Raw genomic sequence first — 17,729 nt, forward strand, 5'->3', positions numbered from 1 at the left:
AACCCCGCATTATCCACAATTAGAGTATAGTCGAGAACAGGCTAAAATGCAACCGCGAAAGAGGATGAAAACATGTTGTCGGAGTTGATGTTACGCTGAATACAGGTCGCTTCCATAAACCGCCCTGATCTCACCAAAATAGATCCGGTGATAATCTTTGGCGGGGTAGTGCGATTCAGTTGAAGGGTGAAGAAACCGGTCCGGTTGCATGTCATCCCAGTAGATCTTCCGGCATTCGATAATCAGCTCAGCTTCCTCGAAGCCGGGGGCGTCGATTGTCTTGGAGGGGATGGGTGTTAAACCGGCTTCGGCGATTTTGTCGCCATCACGGCCTGATTTTGTGCCCAGCAACGTAAGCTTTTCACGGTATTCCCGGGGAAAGGCGCAGAGTGTGAAAGAGTTGTGCCTTTCCATGAATTCGAAAGTGTGCCGCGTGGGGCGGACAACGGCCTGAGCAAAGGGCAATTGCCACATTGTGCCGAAACTTCCCCATCCGACCGTCATGGTATTGAAATCCCTTTTTTTAAAGTCGCCGCTGGTGAGGAGCATCGATTGCCTGCCCCAGAGATCATGCGGCTTTACCAGAAATTTACCGAAAGGTATCTCTCGCCGAATCATTGGACTCTCCCTCAATCAAAGGACAGTGAAGTAGAAGAAGCGCAGGACTTCGAAATAATCATCCGCCGCATATGAAACACATTGCGGATCGATGAGTTTTGCTCCCGGATAAAAAGAGGCGCGGTAGGCCTTCATATGCTTCTTGTAGGAAATTTTCACTGAGAAATGATACGGAAGAGGGATTTTACATTTGGAGATGTCGCTTTCCAGCGCCTGCTTGACCCGTTCTCTTGTCAATTTGACGGCGAGGGCGGGGTGGATGCTGATCGCGGAGTCGCCGATCCCGCGCATCACGGCGTTCGTTTTGATATGCGGGTTGATCCCGATGACCTCCTGGCAGAGTCCCTCGTCGCCGGAGAGGAAGACAACCGGAACATCGACCAGCGCGGCGGCGTAAGCATGAACAAGAAATTCCGACACGAATAGGTCGTTGATCTTTATGTAATTGACCGCTCCCGTCAGTGTATGGGACAGCGGATTTGTATCGGCCCCGGCGCGGGAGTGGTATCCGATCATCATGACGGCGTCAAAGCTGTCGTCCAGCTCCTGAAGCATCATAAAGGGATGGGCGCTCCATCCGCGGATCAGCTTTACCGATTCGGGTAATTTTGCCGCGTGAATATTTCTTCCGGTATCATGCGCGTCCTTGATCCAGATCTCGGCGTCACCGGCCTGGTAGATACCCTCACAGGCGGCGATAACCTCCGCTGTCATCTGCGTTCTGGAATCATTGCAGTCGGGGTGTTTCTTTTCGGCCTCATCCCAATGGGAGACGCCGGCGATCCCTTCTATATCAGCGCTGATGTAGATTTTCATAGAGTCCCTCTGGGTTCTTCGTGAGGAATCCTCGTTCGGATTCCACATGTGGATTCCATATTTGGGGTCTTCATTTTCAGGATCAATCTCCCAGTGACTCTACGCCGTTTCGGGACCTCGGGCAAATCCCTTCTCGCACAATCAGATAGGTTCATCCGATACGCCTGTAGCCTCCGGCCTCGTCCTTTGGTATAATCACTGCGACCCGTGCAGCGAACCAACAATGATTGTGGAGTCACCAGGGAGCGTACAGGGAAGAATAACAGGGGAGGGGAATATGCGTCGCAACATAGTTTCTCCGGATAACCATGCCCGCCGGATCGTCTTTATCAGTATCCTTCTGGCCGGATTTTGGATCACCACGAGTTTTGGAATGGAGCCGGCCGCTGGCGGATCAAACCAGGTGCTGCTCAAGGCCGGTCGATTGACGCCGGTCGACGGCGATCTTCATGCCGGTCTCGATTATCTCCGGGATCATGCCGATCGTCCATCGGCACACTTGTTGGTTCAGCTGCGCACGATACCGGATCTTTCAATGCGGAGGCGTCTGGAGATCCAGGGTATTCATCTGCAGCAATACATTCCGAACAGGTCCTGGCTGGCTTCCGTCCCCACCGATATCAATAAGACGGTTCTCGCGGCGGCCGGCGTTAGCTGGCTCTACCCTCTGTCGGCCGAGGAGAAGATCGATAGGCGCATTCTTGAAGGCGCCCGGGCTCCTTGGGCCGTCACCCATGATGGGGATCTGATTTGCGTTGTTGAAATGTATAAGGATATCCCCCTGGAGCGGGGAAGAGCGTTGATGGAGTCTCAAACAACACTCTTCAGCGCCCGGTTGCGATCGCTGAACGCTTATTTTGCCGTCCTTCATCCGGGGCAGATACGCGCCCTGGCATCATTTGACGAGGTTCAAATGATCAGTCTCCGGCCGCCGGATCTCGAACCGCTGAATGACGGAGTGCGAGAGGCGCTGGGTGTCGATCCTGTTCAAGAACCTCCCTATGACCTTGATGGTTCGGGTGTTGACATTCTCGTCTATGATACCGGCCTTATCGATACCCATCCCGATTTCGGAGACCGTGTGGTTTGGGGTGAGCTGGGTGCGGTCGATATGCACGCCACGCATATGGCCGGGACGATAGCGGGGGACGGCACAAACAGCGGCGGCCTGCTGCGGGGGATGGCGCCGGCGGCGGGGCTGATCTCTTATATCTATGAGGCCTGCAATCCTTATTGCTTGTACAATTCACCGCTCGATATCGAAGATAACTATTATGATGCGGCTTGGATATATGGAGCCGACCTGGCCAACAACTCCATCGGCTCCCACATCGCGCAAAACGGATATCCCTGCGAGTGGGAAGGGGATTATGAACTGGTTGCGTGGGTCATGGACGCGATCAGTTGCGGCGCGTTGGGCCTCCCATTCTTGAGTGTGTGGTCGGTCGGGAATGAGCGTTCCGACGGCCGGTGCGGCACCACTTATGGAACGGTCGGTATCCCGGCGACCGCCAAGAATGTGATCGCCGTCGGTTCCACAATGTCCAACGATCATTCAATGACCTGGTTCTCCAGCTGGGGGCCGGTCGATGACGGGCGGATCCGTCCCGATATCTGCGCGCCCGGATGTCAAGTCGGTGGCGACAATGGCGTGACCTCTACCATACCAGGCGGCGGTTATGAATCGTGGTGTGGGAACTCGATGTCGCCTCCTTCGGTATCCGGCATCCTCGCGCTGGCGCTCCAGCAGCTGCGTCAAATCACCGGCGATCCTGAATACCAGCCCCTGCCCTCAACGTTAAAGGCGCTTCTCATCAACACGGCGCAGGATGAAGGTCCGATAGGACCCGATTTCCAGTTTGGATACGGCGAAGTAAGGGCGCAGGGCGCCATCGACGCCATCCGCGACGGAGATGCTCTTGAGGAGGCATCTTTAGAGCAAGACCAGGTTGATGCCTACCAGTTCCAGTTGGGGCGGGATGAGGGGGAGATCAAGATCACTGTCGTCTGGTCGGATCCGCCGGGATCACAGTTTGCAGAGATCGCGCTCATTAACGATCTCGACATCACGCTGACCTCTCCCGGCGGCGTTTCTTATGATCCGTGGGTCTTGGATCATACTCAGCCCGAGTCTCCCGCGATCAATGGAGGGGATCACTTGAATCCGGTCGAACAGGTTTGGGTCGCCGACCCGGAAGAAGGCCTTTGGACCCTGTTTGTCAGTGGAACGAGTATCCCCGAGGGGCCGCAGAGTTATTCTCTTTCAGCGAATCTGCCGCTCCTGAGGGGTCCGGCCGCTGTCGAGGAGCCGATCGTCGCTAGGCCCGATGCGGAGTCGAATTACCCGAATCCCTTTAAAAATTCGACAACGATCCAGTTCCGGATGCGCCCGCCGGCCGGGGGTGTCGAGATTGCTATTCAGGATATTCGAGGACGTAGAGTCAGAACGCTGATCGATGAGCGGCCGTCTAACGGACTTTGCCGCCTATCCTGGGATGGTTGCAATGACCGGGGCGAGAAGATGCCGGCTGGGTTCTATTTCTATAATGTTAAAGGCTTGCAAGATGCCGGTCATGTGACGGGGAAAGGAAGAATGCTCTTAGTGCGGTAGGGGGCCGCTAATCCTCCCAACGCTGGCACTCGATGATGTTTCCCTCTGGATCGGTAAGATAGACGGCGGTGAGGTGCCCGCCGTCTTTTATTTCAAGGGCCACCGTTTTCCCGATAGCGCCGCCGCCGGCCGAGAGAACGGCGCTTCGGATCTCATCAACATCATCAACTTTAAAGGCGATATGCGCGAATCCAGGCCGGTGGATCGCTGTTCCAGGCCTTGCCTCTGAAATGTTATACTGAAAGATCTCCAATGTCGGGCCATCCGCCCCGCAACCGGGCAGCCGAAGATGAATCCCGCGGATCCTCGCTTGCGGTAGTCCCGTCAAATGATCGATAGCTTCGCCCTCGAGATCCCGCTCGGGCGGAACTCTTTCGCATCCGAAGACTTGCTCGTAGAACGCCGACAATTTGCGCCAGTCGCGGGCCACTATATTTACATGCGCAAATTTAAACAATTTTCTTTCCATAAATAAAATCATCTCCCCACACGGAAACCGTGCGGGCGAATGATGACTTCCTGATTCCAAAACGGATAATATTGTGAGCCCATGTGGGCGGATGGCTGAACGGACAAACCTTCATGCAAATGCCGCAGTCGGTGCCGATATGGCGCCAGTACCGCAGGCAAGATTCCATATTCATCCGCCATTTCTCGACACCTCGAATGTCTGCTTTACCCTTATTGGGTATGGCGCCGGGTGGGCAGTTCACTGCGCATTTTTTGCATTTGGCGCAAAAGTCCTGAACGCCGAAGGTGATCGGCTGATCGGTATCGAGGGGCAGATCGGTTGTGACGGCGCCCAACCGGACCCGGCCCCCTTCCTTCGGGGTGATAAGGTAGCCCATCCGCCCCAATTCACCGAGACCGGCGTCATGCGCCGCCGGTGGGAGCATGATCTGATAGTTGCTTCCTGAAATATGGGCTCTGGCGGGATATCCAAGCGACCGGATATAAGCCGCCAATGAAATAGAAAGATGCGCGCCGCGCAAATACTGTGTGAGCGATTCTTCCGTTATCGGCAATTCAGGGGCGCGCCTGACCCGGCCGGCATTCATCTCTAATGTGAAAACAATGACATAGCGGTGATGATTCTCTATGGCTGAACCCCAGGGTTCCGGTCCGCGCCCGACATGCGAGTAAAGATACATCGGGTTGAGCGCGGCGATGCCGACATCCGTTGCTCCAAGACGGCGGATCAGTCTTTTGATATACTTTGTTGTTTCCGTTCGGTCAACTTCGAATCTTTCCGGCGCAACCCCGCCGTCCACCTTTGTTGTGAGGTTCTCGGTGACCTTCATGATATTGTGAAGCTGTTCGGATTCTTGTTTGTCGTAGTATCGGCCGCCAACCTCCAAAAGCGCCGGCAACTCTCTGATCTTGTCGTCGACGTCTTTTTTCTCCGGATGATCGGTGTAATACTCTTCGTATGCCTTGGATCCAGGAAAATACTCCTCGCGCGAGAAAACGACATCTCTCTCGTCAACCCGCTCTGTGATTTCCCCGATTCGAATTCCTTCTGTTTTTCCAATGGGTGCAAAGAAGGCGATGCCGAGTGACAGCAGAGAAAGGGCGGCCAGCAGTCGGCACCAATCCGGCGGATTAAAAAGAGGACCGGCGCCGAACCAGAGAACGGTGAAGACGAGGAACAGGACGGCGCTTCGAAAAATGGGGCGGGCGGCTCTTTCGAAAATGGAGCCGGCAACGAAAGCGGCCAAAAAAAGAGAAGCGGCCAACCCGGATGCAATAAATATAAAGGATATGAGGCTCATTTCAATCGCATTACTAATTGAAACGGGGATCATCGTCAAGAAATATCGATTGGGTCTTGATCATCACCATCTTCCAGTATAAAAATCAGTCTTAATCCCGCCCAATGAGGAAATGCGGATGAAGTAAATGTGGATGAAGGAAACTCGGATGGAGGAAATGCGGATGGCGGATTTGTCACAATGTCCCAAGCCGGCGCTCGCCGCCGGAGATGAACTGCATGGATTCAAGATCAGGAAGGTTTCGCCCTTGCCGGAATTGCGGGCGACGGCCTATGAGGCTGTGCATCACAAGACGGGCGCCAAGGTGCTGCATCTACACTGCGATGATGCCGAGAATCTCTATGCCATTACCTTCCGAACGCCGCCGGCCGATTCCACCGGAGTGGCTCATATCCTGGAACACTCGGTTCTCGCGGGCTCAAAAAACTATCCCGTCAAAGATGCCTTCAATCACCTTTCCCGAAGTTCTCTCAATACATTTATCAATGCCTTCACCGCTCCCGATTTTACCTGCTATCCGATTTGCAGCCAGGTCCGGGCCGACTTTTACAATTTGGCTTCGGTCTATACCGATCTCGTTCTCCGGCCCCGGCTCGAGCGCAATACCTTTCTGCGCGAAGGGCATCACCTCGAGTTAAACGAGAAGGGCGACCTGGCCATCACAGGGATTGTCTACAATGAGATGAAGGGGGCCTATTCAACGCCGGAGAGAATTTCCCACAGCGCCACCCTGCAGGGTCTCTTCCCGGACACACCTTATGGCGTCGAATCGGGGGGGCGTCCCGATTGCATTCCGGATCTCACCTACGAAAACTTCTGTTCCTTCCATAAGCAGTACTATTCACCCTCCAACGCCCGCTTCTTCCTCTACGGGAATATTCCAACGCGGGATCACTTGGAATTTCTCGCGGGGCAGCTGCGGGATTTTGATCCCGTCGACGTTGATTCCTCCGTGAAGGATCAGCCCCGCTGGTCAGCTCCCCGGAACGTTACCCGGCCGTTCCCGGTCGGCGCGGAAGATTCGCTCGAGAAGAAATCCACCGTCAATGTGGCCTGGCTGACCGCGCCGGCCTCGGATTTGAAAGAACGGTTGACGCTCGAGATCCTGGAGCAGGCGCTCATGGGGAACGCGGCCGCGCCCTTGAGAAAGGCGATGATCGATTCCGGATTGGGCGAGGATCTATCTCCCGCCAGCGGCTTGATTACCTGGTACAAGGAATTGCCCTTTATCGTCGGCCTGAGGGGAACAGATCCGGCAGAGGCGGAGCAGATTGAGCGGCTGGCGTTGACAACCCTGGAGAAGATCGCCGCTGAGGGGATTTCACACGGTCTGCTCGAGGCGGCTTTCCACCAGGTGGAGTTCGGCGGACTGGAGATTACGCGCAGCCCTTATCCCTTCTCGATCACCTTGCTGTTTCGCGGCCTGAACACATGGCTTCACGACAATGATCCCTTGATCCCCCTCTCATTCGGGGCTCACATTTCCGCGTTGCGCGGGAAGTGGGAAGCCGATCCTGATCATTTCCGCAAGGCGGTTAAAAGATGGCTGGTCGACAATCCCCATCGTCTGCGCGCCATGGCTGAACCGAGCCGGTCATTGGCATCGGAACAGGAAGAAAAGTTAAACCGGGAATTGGCGGAACGAAAAGGAAAGATGACAGCGGGAGAGCTGGAAAAGATCCGCGAAGCCGCCGAGGCGCTCTTGGAGGATCAGCGGGTTGAGGATTCGCCGGAGGCTCTGGCGACTCTTCCCCGGCTCCGGGTGGAAGATATCCCCAAAAAAGTGGAGACGATTCCGACGGTGGAGCGATCCATCAACGGCATAAGGGTTCTGGAGCATCATCTTTTCTCCAACTCGATTGTCTATCTCGATGTGGTCTTTGATATTTCCGACATCCCCGAGGATCTTCAGATCTATCTGCCCTTGCTGGGGGCGGCATCAACCGGAATGGGCGCCGCGGGTATGAACTATGAGACATTCGCGACACGTAAGGCCTTGGTCACCGGCGGTGTCACGGCGGACTGCTTGGCCGGAACAAGGCTCGGGGATCAAACGCCGGTGGAATCGTTTGTTCTCCGGGCCAAGGCCTTGGAGCGGAATATCCCGGCGATGGTGGATATTATCCGGGATATACTTATCAGCGGGGATTTGGAAGATGCGGCCCGGCTGAAGGATATTGTCTCCCAAGAGCGGAACCAGCTGCGGGCCGCTGTCGCGCCCCAAGGACATATTTTCAGCTGGCGGACGGCGGCGGCGGGATTATCCCGCGAGGGCCGGCGCGATGAGCAATGGCACGGCGCTGTTCAACTGCGCCATCTGGGCGGGCTGGTTCAGTCGTATGATGAACAAAAGGGAGACATTCGCGAGAAACTATCCCGCTTGAGAAAATGGGTGTTCCAAAGCAATCGAATGATGATCAACCTCACGGGTGATGGATCCTGCCTTGCGGCGGTGTCCAAGGCCGTGGATGCGATGATCGCCGCCATGCCGGCTGGTGATCGCGCCGGCGACGCCGCAGGCCCGGCGATGTCACCTCAATTGAAACCGGCCCGTCCGGGAGTGGCGATCCCCGGAGAGGTTTGTTATGTCTCGCGTGTTATTGATGTTCCACGATATACCGATAAGACCGCTCCGGCGCTATGGGTTCTGGCCTCTCATCTCCGAACCGGTTTTTTGTACAAGAAGATTCGTGTTGAGGGCGGGGCCTATGGCGGCCTTAGCGTCTATGATCCCCTCAAAGGCCAATTCGTCATGCTCTCTTACCGGGATCCGAATCTCGAAAAGACGATCGATGTCTACGATGCGTCGATCAAAGCCTTCCTGGAAGAGGACATGACACCCGAGTCCCTCAGCACCACGATCATCGGCGCGATCGGACGCTTGGACCGGCCCATGGATCCCGCGGCGAAGGGGATGGAGGCGCTGCTGCGACTGCAGTTGGGTCTCGGTGATGCAGATCGCCAATCCTTCCGCGACAACGTGCTGCGTACCGATCTTGAAACCTTGCGCGGCGGCGCCGTGCAGTGCTTGGTCGAGGGGATGAAGACGGCGCCCGAAGCCGTCTATGCGCCGCGCGAGCGGATTGAGGAAGCGAATCGCAGCCTGAGCCGCCCCTTCGAGATCATGACGATCGAATAGAATCCTCATGATTTCCAGGGGCGTCCGGGCATTCGAGTGCGGGGGTTTTAAGGCCCCGCATATAACTTGTTGTTGATCAGTGTGTTGCAATTTGTTTCCGGCCGTGCTCAGCACCCCGCCTCAACCCAGGAATCATTGGAAATCCCACACCAGTCCGTCGATATATATGGATGTGCATCCAGCGGCTCCTGCAACTCTGTCGAATGAACGTATTAAACGAATCTATCCATAGCGCGGGGATCGGGAGGGAGCGATGAGATATTTTTCCTCAGCCATCATCCTGTTGAGCCTTCTGACGATTGTCGGTTGTAGCGGCGACGGCGGCGACGGGGGGACCAATCCCGGTCATGAGAATCCGGCGAACAGCGAGGTGATCGGTGTTTGGGCCACATCGAGCCAGTATGGGGAACACACGCTCTATTTCGATGAGAATCAACGGTGGCTTGATGTCAGCACGACCTTTGTCAGCCTGCCCGATTTCGATCCCTATCAGCCCGATCCCGTGTGGTTGGTGCAGTCAGGGGTTGATGGGGGAACCTACCAGATCAGCGCCGGATCGATAACGTTTACTTATTGGGATGACGAAAGGAGCGAGAGCTTCATCTTCGAAACGGAAGACTACTCCACCCAGACAAAAGACGATGACCTGCTGACTTTGGGAAGCAGATATTATCTTTATGAGTCCGCTATTACCGAGTTGATACAGGATCCTGTCCCGATTGAGACAATAGACATTACCACTACCGATAATGATGAGAGTTTCCCCTTCAATACTTATTCGACCGATGGAAGCCAATGGGAAACCGATTTCTTCGGCACATCACCGGTAACATTGCTGTTCGTTTCAATGGGAGGGCACCATCTCGAGGTCCGGATTGGGGATCGGGATTGGATAACTCTCGGTGAGATGATTCCTTTTGACGGATACCGAACTCTGGGCGTGCATGCCTACTTCAACAATCGGGACGGAATCTGGGAAATCCTCGCGGATCGATCGGAGGGCGGGGTGACCTTTACAAAGTTCGACACGAGTCAGAACGGGATTGTTATTGTCAGTGGCACGATTGACGGAGCGGTCCTATACGATACGCTGGACTTCTCCGGCGAATCGCTCACTCTGAATGCCTCATTTGAGGATCTTGAATGTCTTGTGGAGGAATGATGAAAGCCGGAATCACACATCACACATGGCTAAACTATCAATGGCTGAATTATCAATGGCTGAACCATCAATGGCTGAAGGGGACGGCCATTCCCCTCGTCGCGCTTCTACTGATGCTCTTCCTGGCGGGCGCCGGCACCGTCTCGGCCGAGGATACCGATCCGATCGATCCGGAATATGAGACTCTTTTGACGGAGAATCCTGATGATCAAGAGCAGCTCCGGGATATTGAAGCTCTTCTGTCGTCCGACATTGAATTGGAAGACAGCTTTATAGCCTACGAAGATTCGCTGGCCACCCATCCGGAACTGGCCGGGCAGGAGGAAGAACTGGCCGAAGCTCTGGCCGGGGATCCCGAATTACAGCGGCAGCTGACGGAGTTTGAAGGATGGCTTTCATCGGATCCCGAATCGGCGGGGCGCATGGCCTCTTATGACAGCCTGATGTCTTCGAACCCCGAACTGGCCGAGGCGGTGGAGGAGATGGAGCGACTGGCCGCCGAGGATCCCGATCTCTTGGAATCACATGGGGAGGCGATGGCGGCCATCGAAGGGGATTCGGAGCTGGCCGCGGAGATTTTTGCCGAGGAGGATGGACCCACGGATGTTGCAAGGGATCCCGCGGTTTCAGCTTATATTATCTATCTCAGAGGCCACCCGGCATATTACCACACCGGCTGGCGTATTTATCATTACGCCAGGCTGCATCCCCCGGCGGCGCGGGGGCTGTATTCACATTGGCGCTGGTTCCATCCGCGGCGAGATCTCTGGAGATCCTGGTGGGGTTGCCGGATCCGGGCTGCACACAATGTTAAAGTTCACAAGATCCTATGGCGGCGGCGGGCTTATCTGGGCCGCCGCCCGGCTCTCGCTCATCAGGTGTATCGCCACCGGATGGTCGTTTTGTCCCGACCGGCGCTAAGATGCCACATGAGTTTTTTAAGCAAGCACCAACGGCTGGCGCGGGCCGTTGTGAAACACCGGAAACAGGTGCGCCATTACAACGTCCACAAAGCCAAACCGGTCCGCCAACCCAACAAGAATCACAAGGCAAAACCGGACAAGAAGGCGCCGCCCCCGCCCAAAGCGAAGAAGCCGTCGAACACGCGTTAATTGTCTATCTGAGTCACCGCTGTGATGGCGGCCAGGACTTGGTTAAAGCCTTCGATCTCTTTGACCCGGACGCGATTCCGAATGGCGGTTTCGAGAGCTTCCATGTGTCTGCTGATCTGCGCCGCCTGAGTCCGGCCCCGCGATGTGATGTGTACAAGCACAGCCCGCCGGTCACCGGGGTGGGCCTTCCGGACCACAAAACTCTTTGAGCTCAACCGGTCGAGGGTGCTGGTCAAGGTGGAGCGCTTGCAGCCGGATATGATCTGCAGGACGCCCACCGTGCAGGGTCCGCATTCCCGTAAGTAGATCAGGATATGGGCTTCACCGGATGATAGGCCTGATCGCTTGAGGTGGTTTTCAAGATGACGGGTGATCTTCCGGCCGGCCTTATGAAGGGGTGCTAGAAATTGCAAGGGCATCGGCGCCTCCATCAAGTAAAATCCTCAGAGTCTGTCAAACATTCCGATATCGGATATTCCAATAACAGATTATCGTTTTTCGTATCCCAACCTGTCAACTCTTGTCCGCTGCATACGCCGTGGGGTATGATGCGCGAAAGTTTCACTTTGGGGGCTCGGATAGTGTGACATTGCGGATGGGAAGGATCGCTGCCGTATTACTGATGGGGCTGTTTTTTGTCATGGCGGCCACCGCACAAGAGTCCCCCGGGGAAGGAGCGCCGGAGGATGGCGCTGATCCGGCCGCTGGTGGAACCGCCGCCATCGAGGGACCGCCCGGCGCATGGGATTTCAGTATTTTTCCGGGTTTCTTTGTGACGCCGGAGACCGGATTCGGCGGCGGCGGGGGTCTCATCATCAACCGCCTGCAGAGTGAGAATTCGCCGGAGATGCGCCAATCGGCGATAGCCTTTGCGACGTTTTATACTGAAAAGAGGCAATCGATTGTCAGTATGGCCCCGGATCTCTATTTTAATGGCGACAATTGGAATCTGAGCGCCGAAGTCAGCTATATGAATTTCCCGAACACCCTCTTCGGGATCGGCAATGATACCCCGGAGGATTCCGAGGAAGATTATACGTTGGAGAGTTCGTCATTGGGGGTAAGAGTCCTTCGCAGGACCCTGCGCTCTTTGTACCTCGGGGCCTCGTATGCCGTGGAAAGAGGTCACATTCTCAAGAAGGAATCCGGGAGGCTTCTGGATAATGAAAATTTGCCGGGATTCAACGGCGGCCTCCGGTCCGGTGCAGGTCTTATCGTCTCTTGGGACAGCCGGAACAACACCTTTTACCCTACGAAGGGCAGCTGGTATCTCTTTGGAGGCGAAGTTTATGGCGGCGGTTTGGGCAGCGATTTCACCTATGAAACAATTCAGGTGAACCTCCGCCGGTATATAACATTGCGCCCGGCCCATATCTTAGCAGGACAAGTCCTGATCACCACCGCGCACGGAGAGGTCCCTTTCTACCGCCTGCCGCATCTCGGCGAACATCTGCGAGGCTACTATGCGGGAAGATATCAGGACAACGCCATGGCTGTAGCACAGGTGGAATACCGGTTCCCGGTTGTGAGTCGGTTTTCCGGCGCCGTTTTTGCGGGCGCCGGCGATGTGTCCGATGGATTGGAAGCCTATCGCCTCAGAGATTTGAAATATGCGGCAGGTCTGGGCGCGCGTTATGCCATGAATGAGGCCGAGAAAATCAATCTGAGGCTGGATTTCGGATACGGCAGGCATGGCGGTGAGATGTACATCGCGTTTTTGGAGGCTTTTTAAGGAGCACCCGGCGCCGGCAGCTACAATGAATCTTCTTCTTCATCATCCAATTCAAAAAGGCGTCTCAAGCTGTTGATATCCTGGCTGCGTTCTTCCTGGGATCCCGCGCTTTTCAATCTGACCACGGGCTTTCGCATGAGGGTTTTGATAAAGGTTTGAAGGCTGTTTTCAACAGCCGAAGCGGTTTCTTCGGAGACCTTTTTGCGGACCCGGTTGACTTCCTTTTCCCGCAATTCTTCGAGAAAGGCCCTAAACTCCGTCACCGTGGGCCGCATGCCCATATCCTTGATCCACTCCTGGAAAGTCTCAAGCTCCTTCTCGATGATTTTGTCGGCCTTGGGAAGCTCCTTGCGGCGGGCCGCAAGGTTGAATTGTACAATTTCTTCAAGATCGCCCAAGCCGAACAGGTAGACACCGCGCAAGCCGGCCACATCGTCGTGCACATCACGGGGAACGGCGATATCCAGTATAAATAGCGGCTTCCCCTTTCGATGCGGCAAGGCCGAGCGGACCATACCCGGAAGAATGATCGGCTCGAGAGCCCCTGTCGTCGTCAAGACAACATCGACATCGGCGAGGGCCGCCGCCAACTCCTCCCACGGCCGCGTCCGCACAAGACCGCCGTTTCCGTCGTTCAATTCTTCCGCCAGCGCCTTGGCTTTCTCCGGGCTCCGGTTGATCACCGTCAGCCATCCGATGCCGTGCTGCAGGAAGTGCCGGGCCGCCAGCGAACCGGTTTCACCGGCGCCGACGAGCAAGGCGCGGTTCTCCGCGAGATTGTCAAAGAACTTCCGCGCCAATTCGACCGCCGCAAAGGCGACGCTGATGGCCCCGGTACTGATCTCTGTCTGACTGCGAACCTGTTTGCAGGCGCGGAAGGCGCATTGGAAGGTTCGCATCATGATCGGCCCGAGTTTGTGATACTCCTTCGCCAACCGATAGGCGTCTTTGACCTGCCCCCCGATCTGGGATTCGCCCAGCATCATGCTTTCCAGGCCGGAAGTGACCCGGTAGATATGCCGCACCGCCTCAAGATCGCTTTTGTGCGAGGCGAACTCTTTCTCGAACAGGGATCCATCGATTCCGGCATGCGTTAAGGCCTGAAGCAATGCGTCGCGGGTTTGGAATCCTTCCGAGGCCTCGAGGTAGATCTCAGTGCGGTTGCAGGTGCTGATTGGAATCGCGGATATAAAACCTTCCTGTTCCTCTAAATACTTAAGCATCAGCTTCACTTTGCCGGGATCGATATGCACCTTCTCGCGCACTTCGGTCGGCGCGTTCCGGTGATCGATTCCCCACATCTGCAGGTAGGATTCTCTTTCCATCACCCCTACCCCCGGAACCTGAAATTGTGAAAGCTTGGAAAGAAGTGATGGATCAGGGCGATAACGAAAACCATGATGAGGAAAGCGGCGATGGTGAAGATGTTCATCCGCCGGCCCCGCCAGCCCAGGAATTGGTAGCCGATAAGACAGACTGAATAGCAGATGAACACAAGCCATGATCCGATTATTTTTGGATCCATGGCGGAGATAGTAGATGCCGTCTCTTTATCAACCTGGCCTGAGATGGAATGCATCCAGAGATACCCGAGAATCAAGGAGCCGAACAGGAGGGGCACACCCAGTTTGTAGGCTCCCATGCTCATTCGCTCGAGCTTCTCCAGCGGCGGCAGCCGCCGGAAGAGCAATCCGAAATTGCGTGAGGCGAGCTGCCGGGCTTGTACAAGATAGAGGACCGCATAGAGAAAACCAATGCAGAGGGCCGTGTATGAAAGCAGAACCAGGATGACATGCCCGACAAAACCGGGTTTGCGAAGAAGGGGGTTGATCGGGCTTTGGCCGTACATGAAGGCGCTGGAAATAAACTCCAGGAGAAAGGCGAGACCCAAAATGAGGATTCCGGTTTCTCTAACCTTCAGCCGCTCTTCGATAATGATATAGATGACGAGTATGGAAAGGGCCAGCAATGAGCAGAACTCCAGCGGCGTTCCCATCGGGATTCTGTGGTAAACCATCGTCCGGTTTATAATCGCCGCCAAATGAATAAGAATGGTCGCGCCGCTCAAGCCGCGGCGCCATCTCAGCGGCACAGGTTCATTGCGGCAAAAATCCCAAAGATAACTGGCCCAAAGAACCAAATAGGAGATGGGCAGCAGCACTCTGGTCAAGCTGAGAAGTATCGGCATTTTAATCGGCCCTCATCCCTTCCATGAAGAACCCGGCGAGCGCAGGAACTCCAAGACTCTCATCGATGAAATCTCCGCCTCTTTTACGCAGTAGTTCACCGAGATGCCATGGTAGGAGCTTCCTGTGAGAAATAGGCCCGGCTGCCGGTCTAAAGCCCTCTCAATTTCAAGCAAACGGGCGAGGTGGCCCGGCTCATATTGGGCGATCGCCTGACGATGACGGATAATCCAAAAGTCCTCGGGCTGTCCCTGCAGGCCGTATAATTCTCTTAAATCATCAAGACACATCTCCACCAGAGACGCGTCGTCATGCTGCAATATGTCGAGCCGGCCGGGGCCTCCGGCCATGCAGCGCAACAGAACTTTGCCTTCAGGGGAGCGGCCGGGAAAGATGCTGGATGACCAAAGGACACCGAGGAGATTTCGTTTTTCCCTGCTGGGGATAAGCATCCCAAATCCATTCAGGTCGTGGGCGACACGGCTGCGATGATAGGCGAGTGTGATGACGGCCATGGGGACATATGGGATGCCGGCCAGTTGTTTGCAGAGATCCGGATCAGCGAGGTGATGGGCAATGGCATGCGCCGGCGCGGCGTCAACGACGGCGCCAAAGGGACCGAACGTTTTTGATCCCGCGGCGATATGCCACCGCTTGCCCTCGCTCCATACTCTTGAGATCGGGCTGCTGGTGTGAATGGTGGCATGCAGCGCACCGGCCAATCGATCGGTCAGCGTGGCCATCCCACCGTCAAAACTGTGCAGTACGCCGCTCGGCCCGGGAGAGGCGGAGGCCTGGCCGCTCTTCTTGCGAGCCCGGGATAACTTGATCAATGCTTTAAAGAGGCCGCCGTAATTTTTTTCAAGCTCCACCATGCGCGGGAAGGCTGCGGCGAGACTCAGCCGGCGGGCGTCGCCGCCGAAGATCCCTTTGACCATGGGGTCGAGCATCACCTCGGAAAATTCGGCGCCCAGCCGCCGCCGGCCGAATTCATAAACCGTTTCATCGGTATCGGGATCCAAGGCGGCGCGGCCCAAGTCATCGCGCGGCGGGATAAAAAATTCGCAGGCCATCCGCATTTTCGCGCCGATCGACAGAAGATCGGATTTGATAAAGGCCGGCGGCGTCATCGGCAGCGCGCGCATCCGGCCGCCGACCAAGAGGTAGCGGTGCCGCGTGGCGTCGGAGCTTCGCTGAAGCAGGGCGTTGACATTGAGCCGGTCGACCAGCCGGAGTGTGGCCGGTTCGTTGTCGAGGAATCCGTTGGGGCCGACTTCGATCGTGTACCCCTTCTGGCGCATTGTTCGAAGATATCCACCGATTTCAGCCGCTGATTCAAAGAGGGTGAGATCGAGCTTCACACCGCGTGATGCGGCGTCGCGTTCAAGATTGAACGCCGTGGCGAGACCCGCAACCCCGGCTCCGATGACGGCGACTTGTGGCGCGTTGTCAGACATGCATCTCCTGTCTCGTTGCGTCCGCCGACATGAAACCCTCTTGATAGAGCGTGTCCGCCAGGGAGGCGAGCCAATCCGCGTCGATGTTCAGGGCCGGGCCCCGTTCAAAATGCTCGATACCCCAGGCGCGGGCCTCCGCGGCCAGCTCGATATCCAGCTCGTACAGCGTCTCGATATGTTCGCACGAAAAACTAACGGGTTGAATCATCAGCCGGCGAATGCCCATGCCGGCTAGTCTCCGGGTTTCCCCGCGGACAGGGGGGCCAAGCCATTTGACCGGTCCGACGCGGCTTTGAAAGGCCAGCAGCGGCGATTCGTTTCCAGGCAGGCGGCGCCACCAATCCAGCGAATCCCCGCGGGCGGCCCCGAAGCATGCCTTCAGCTTCGCATGAACAGCGTTGACCGTCGCCGTCGTTTGTGAAAGATAGGGATCGCCTTTTTGTATAAATCGTTCGGGCAGGGAGTGGGCCACAAACAGAACGGCGCATCTCTCGGGATCCGCGCCCTCGGAGATCCACCGGCGCAGGACGGCTTCCACCGGATGGGCCAGAGCTTCAATATAACCGGGGATCAGATACCAATCCGGGACGATATGAAGCGCCGCGCCGTGGGCCTTTTTGCGCAGCGTGTGCTGCAGGAGTTTCAGGATGCTGCCGCTGGTGGCTTCAGCGTACTGGGGATAGGTCGGCGTCACGATGAATTGCCGGACTCCTTTTTTCAGCAAGGTCTCTATCGCCTCATGGGCGTAGGGGCGCCAGTAACGCATCGCGGGTTCAAAGAAAACGGAGATGTTCCGGCCGGCGAGAGATTGTACAAGAACATGCCCCTGTTTTATCGTCCATTCGAGCTGGGGTGATCCGCCGTGCGTATCGATCATGCTGTAACGTCGCCTGACGGCCGGCGCTCTTTTTGAGGCGATCATTCCGCCGATGAAGAATGAGAGCCAGCGGGGCAGCGTCAGGATGGCTGGATCGCGAAAGAGATTTTTCAGGAAAGGCTCCACGGCATCGGGGGAATCGGGGCCGCCCATGCCGCAGAGAATCAGACCCACCGGCATCTCCGGATTGAGCGGATCCCGTTGATAGAGATTCCGGCCGCCGCTGTCGAGAAGCCTGTAGCCCATA

The 17,729-nt window shown here is 56.2% G+C and carries 14 protein-coding genes; 5 read left to right on the plus strand and 9 right to left on the minus strand.

Going from position 1 to position 17,729, the window contains the following annotated elements:
• Positions 1-90 precede the first annotated feature (90 nt).
• Positions 91-618 carry a flavin reductase gene (locus tag KJ970_11210; protein ID MBU2691485.1) on the minus strand — a complete coding sequence of 176 codons (528 nt, stop codon included), beginning with the start codon at positions 616-618 and terminating at the stop codon, positions 91-93.
• Between the two features lie 15 nt (positions 619-633).
• Complete coding sequence (locus tag KJ970_11215) at positions 634-1,434, minus strand: M55 family metallopeptidase (GenBank protein ID MBU2691486.1); 801 nt, start codon at positions 1,432-1,434, stop codon at positions 634-636.
• Between the two features lie 277 nt (positions 1,435-1,711).
• On the opposite strand from KJ970_11215, the gene KJ970_11220 reads away from it, so the two are divergent.
• Entirely contained in the window at positions 1,712-4,045 is a 2,334-nt protein-coding gene (locus KJ970_11220; protein ID MBU2691487.1) for a S8 family serine peptidase, read from the plus strand.
• Positions 4,046-4,052: 7 nt separating this feature from the next.
• On the opposite strand, the gene KJ970_11225 is transcribed toward KJ970_11220, so the two are convergent.
• Together KJ970_11225 and KJ970_11230 are read right to left on the minus strand one after the other, a co-directional pair.
• Positions 4,053-4,514, minus strand: a complete 462-nt coding sequence (locus KJ970_11225; GenBank protein ID MBU2691488.1) for a VOC family protein — start codon at positions 4,512-4,514, stop codon at positions 4,053-4,055.
• Complete coding sequence (locus tag KJ970_11230) at positions 4,495-5,817, minus strand: reductive dehalogenase (GenBank protein MBU2691489.1); 1,323 nt, start codon at positions 5,815-5,817, stop codon at positions 4,495-4,497. The genes KJ970_11225 and KJ970_11230 overlap by 20 nt, the downstream gene beginning before the upstream one ends.
• Before the next feature lie 163 nt (positions 5,818-5,980).
• Here KJ970_11230 and KJ970_11235 point away from each other — a divergent pair, with 163 nt between their 5' ends.
• From KJ970_11235 to KJ970_11245, 3 genes are all read left to right on the plus strand, one after another.
• Positions 5,981-8,956 (plus strand): insulinase family protein, encoded by a 2,976-nt coding sequence (locus KJ970_11235; GenBank protein MBU2691490.1) that lies wholly within the window; start codon positions 5,981-5,983, stop codon positions 8,954-8,956.
• 253 nt (positions 8,957-9,209) lie between these two features.
• Positions 9,210-10,118 carry a hypothetical protein gene (locus tag KJ970_11240; protein ID MBU2691491.1) on the plus strand — a complete coding sequence of 303 codons (909 nt, stop codon included), beginning with the start codon at positions 9,210-9,212 and terminating at the stop codon, positions 10,116-10,118.
• On the plus strand, positions 10,115-11,230 hold the full coding sequence (locus tag KJ970_11245; protein MBU2691492.1) for a hypothetical protein: 1,116 nt from the start codon (positions 10,115-10,117) through the stop codon (positions 11,228-11,230). Before KJ970_11240 ends, KJ970_11245 begins: the two co-directional genes overlap by 4 nt.
• On the opposite strand, the gene KJ970_11250 is transcribed toward KJ970_11245, so the two are convergent.
• Complete coding sequence (locus KJ970_11250) at positions 11,227-11,649, minus strand: MarR family transcriptional regulator (GenBank protein ID MBU2691493.1); 423 nt, start codon at positions 11,647-11,649, stop codon at positions 11,227-11,229. The two genes, KJ970_11245 and KJ970_11250, sit on opposite strands and share 4 nt — an antisense overlap.
• A 101-nt stretch (positions 11,650-11,750) precedes the next feature.
• Between KJ970_11250 and KJ970_11255 the strand changes: the two genes are divergently transcribed.
• Entirely contained in the window at positions 11,751-12,962 is a 1,212-nt protein-coding gene (locus tag KJ970_11255; GenBank protein MBU2691494.1) for a BamA/TamA family outer membrane protein, read from the plus strand.
• Positions 12,963-12,982: 20 nt separating this feature from the next.
• Here KJ970_11255 and hemA read toward each other — a convergent pair whose 3' ends face one another.
• From hemA to hemH, 4 genes are read right to left on the minus strand one after another with little or no spacing between them, the layout of a single operon-like run.
• Positions 12,983-14,287, minus strand: coding sequence for a glutamyl-tRNA reductase (gene hemA, locus KJ970_11260; protein ID MBU2691495.1), 1,305 nt, complete (start codon positions 14,285-14,287; stop codon positions 12,983-12,985).
• Between the two features lie 5 nt (positions 14,288-14,292).
• Complete coding sequence (ccsA, locus tag KJ970_11265) at positions 14,293-15,150, minus strand: cytochrome c biogenesis protein CcsA (protein ID MBU2691496.1); 858 nt, start codon at positions 15,148-15,150, stop codon at positions 14,293-14,295.
• Between the two features lie 12 nt (positions 15,151-15,162).
• Positions 15,163-16,605, minus strand: coding sequence for a protoporphyrinogen oxidase (gene hemG / locus KJ970_11270; protein ID MBU2691497.1), 1,443 nt, complete (start codon positions 16,603-16,605; stop codon positions 15,163-15,165).
• The gene (gene hemH, locus KJ970_11275; protein MBU2691498.1) at positions 16,598-17,728 is read right to left on the minus strand and encodes a ferrochelatase; all 1,131 of its coding nucleotides are present in this window, start codon (positions 17,726-17,728) and stop codon (positions 16,598-16,600) included. Before hemH ends, hemG begins: the two co-directional genes overlap by 8 nt.
• Between the last annotated feature and the right edge of the window lies 1 nt (position 17,729).

The organism is Candidatus Eisenbacteria bacterium (assembly GCA_018831195.1).
Lineage (GTDB): Bacteria > Eisenbacteria > RBG-16-71-46 > CAIMUX01 > JAHJDP01 > JAHJDP01.

Bases quoted from the DNA above. Each gene is read 5' to 3' on its own strand.
- ccsA (MBU2691496.1), bottom strand. From the start codon at position 15,150: ATGCCGATACTTCTCAGCTTGACCAGAGTGCTGCTGCCCATCTCCTAT.
- hemH (MBU2691498.1), bottom strand. From the start codon at position 17,728: ATGGGCTACAGGCTTCTCGACAGCGGCGGCCGGAATCTCTATCAACGG.
- KJ970_11250 (MBU2691493.1), bottom strand. From the start codon at position 11,649: ATGCCCTTGCAATTTCTAGCACCCCTTCATAAGGCCGGCCGGAAGATC.
- KJ970_11225 (MBU2691488.1), bottom strand. From the start codon at position 4,514: ATGGAAAGAAAATTGTTTAAATTTGCGCATGTAAATATAGTGGCCCGC.
- KJ970_11220 (MBU2691487.1), top strand. From the start codon at position 1,712: ATGCGTCGCAACATAGTTTCTCCGGATAACCATGCCCGCCGGATCGTC.
- KJ970_11210 (MBU2691485.1), bottom strand. From the start codon at position 618: ATGATTCGGCGAGAGATACCTTTCGGTAAATTTCTGGTAAAGCCGCAT.
- hemG (MBU2691497.1), bottom strand. From the start codon at position 16,605: ATGTCTGACAACGCGCCACAAGTCGCCGTCATCGGAGCCGGGGTTGCG.
- KJ970_11240 (MBU2691491.1), top strand. From the start codon at position 9,210: ATGAGATATTTTTCCTCAGCCATCATCCTGTTGAGCCTTCTGACGATT.
- KJ970_11245 (MBU2691492.1), top strand. From the start codon at position 10,115: ATGATGAAAGCCGGAATCACACATCACACATGGCTAAACTATCAATGG.
- KJ970_11235 (MBU2691490.1), top strand. From the start codon at position 5,981: ATGGCGGATTTGTCACAATGTCCCAAGCCGGCGCTCGCCGCCGGAGAT.
- KJ970_11230 (MBU2691489.1), bottom strand. From the start codon at position 5,817: ATGAGCCTCATATCCTTTATATTTATTGCATCCGGGTTGGCCGCTTCT.
- KJ970_11215 (MBU2691486.1), bottom strand. From the start codon at position 1,434: ATGAAAATCTACATCAGCGCTGATATAGAAGGGATCGCCGGCGTCTCC.
- hemA (MBU2691495.1), bottom strand. From the start codon at position 14,287: ATGGAAAGAGAATCCTACCTGCAGATGTGGGGAATCGATCACCGGAAC.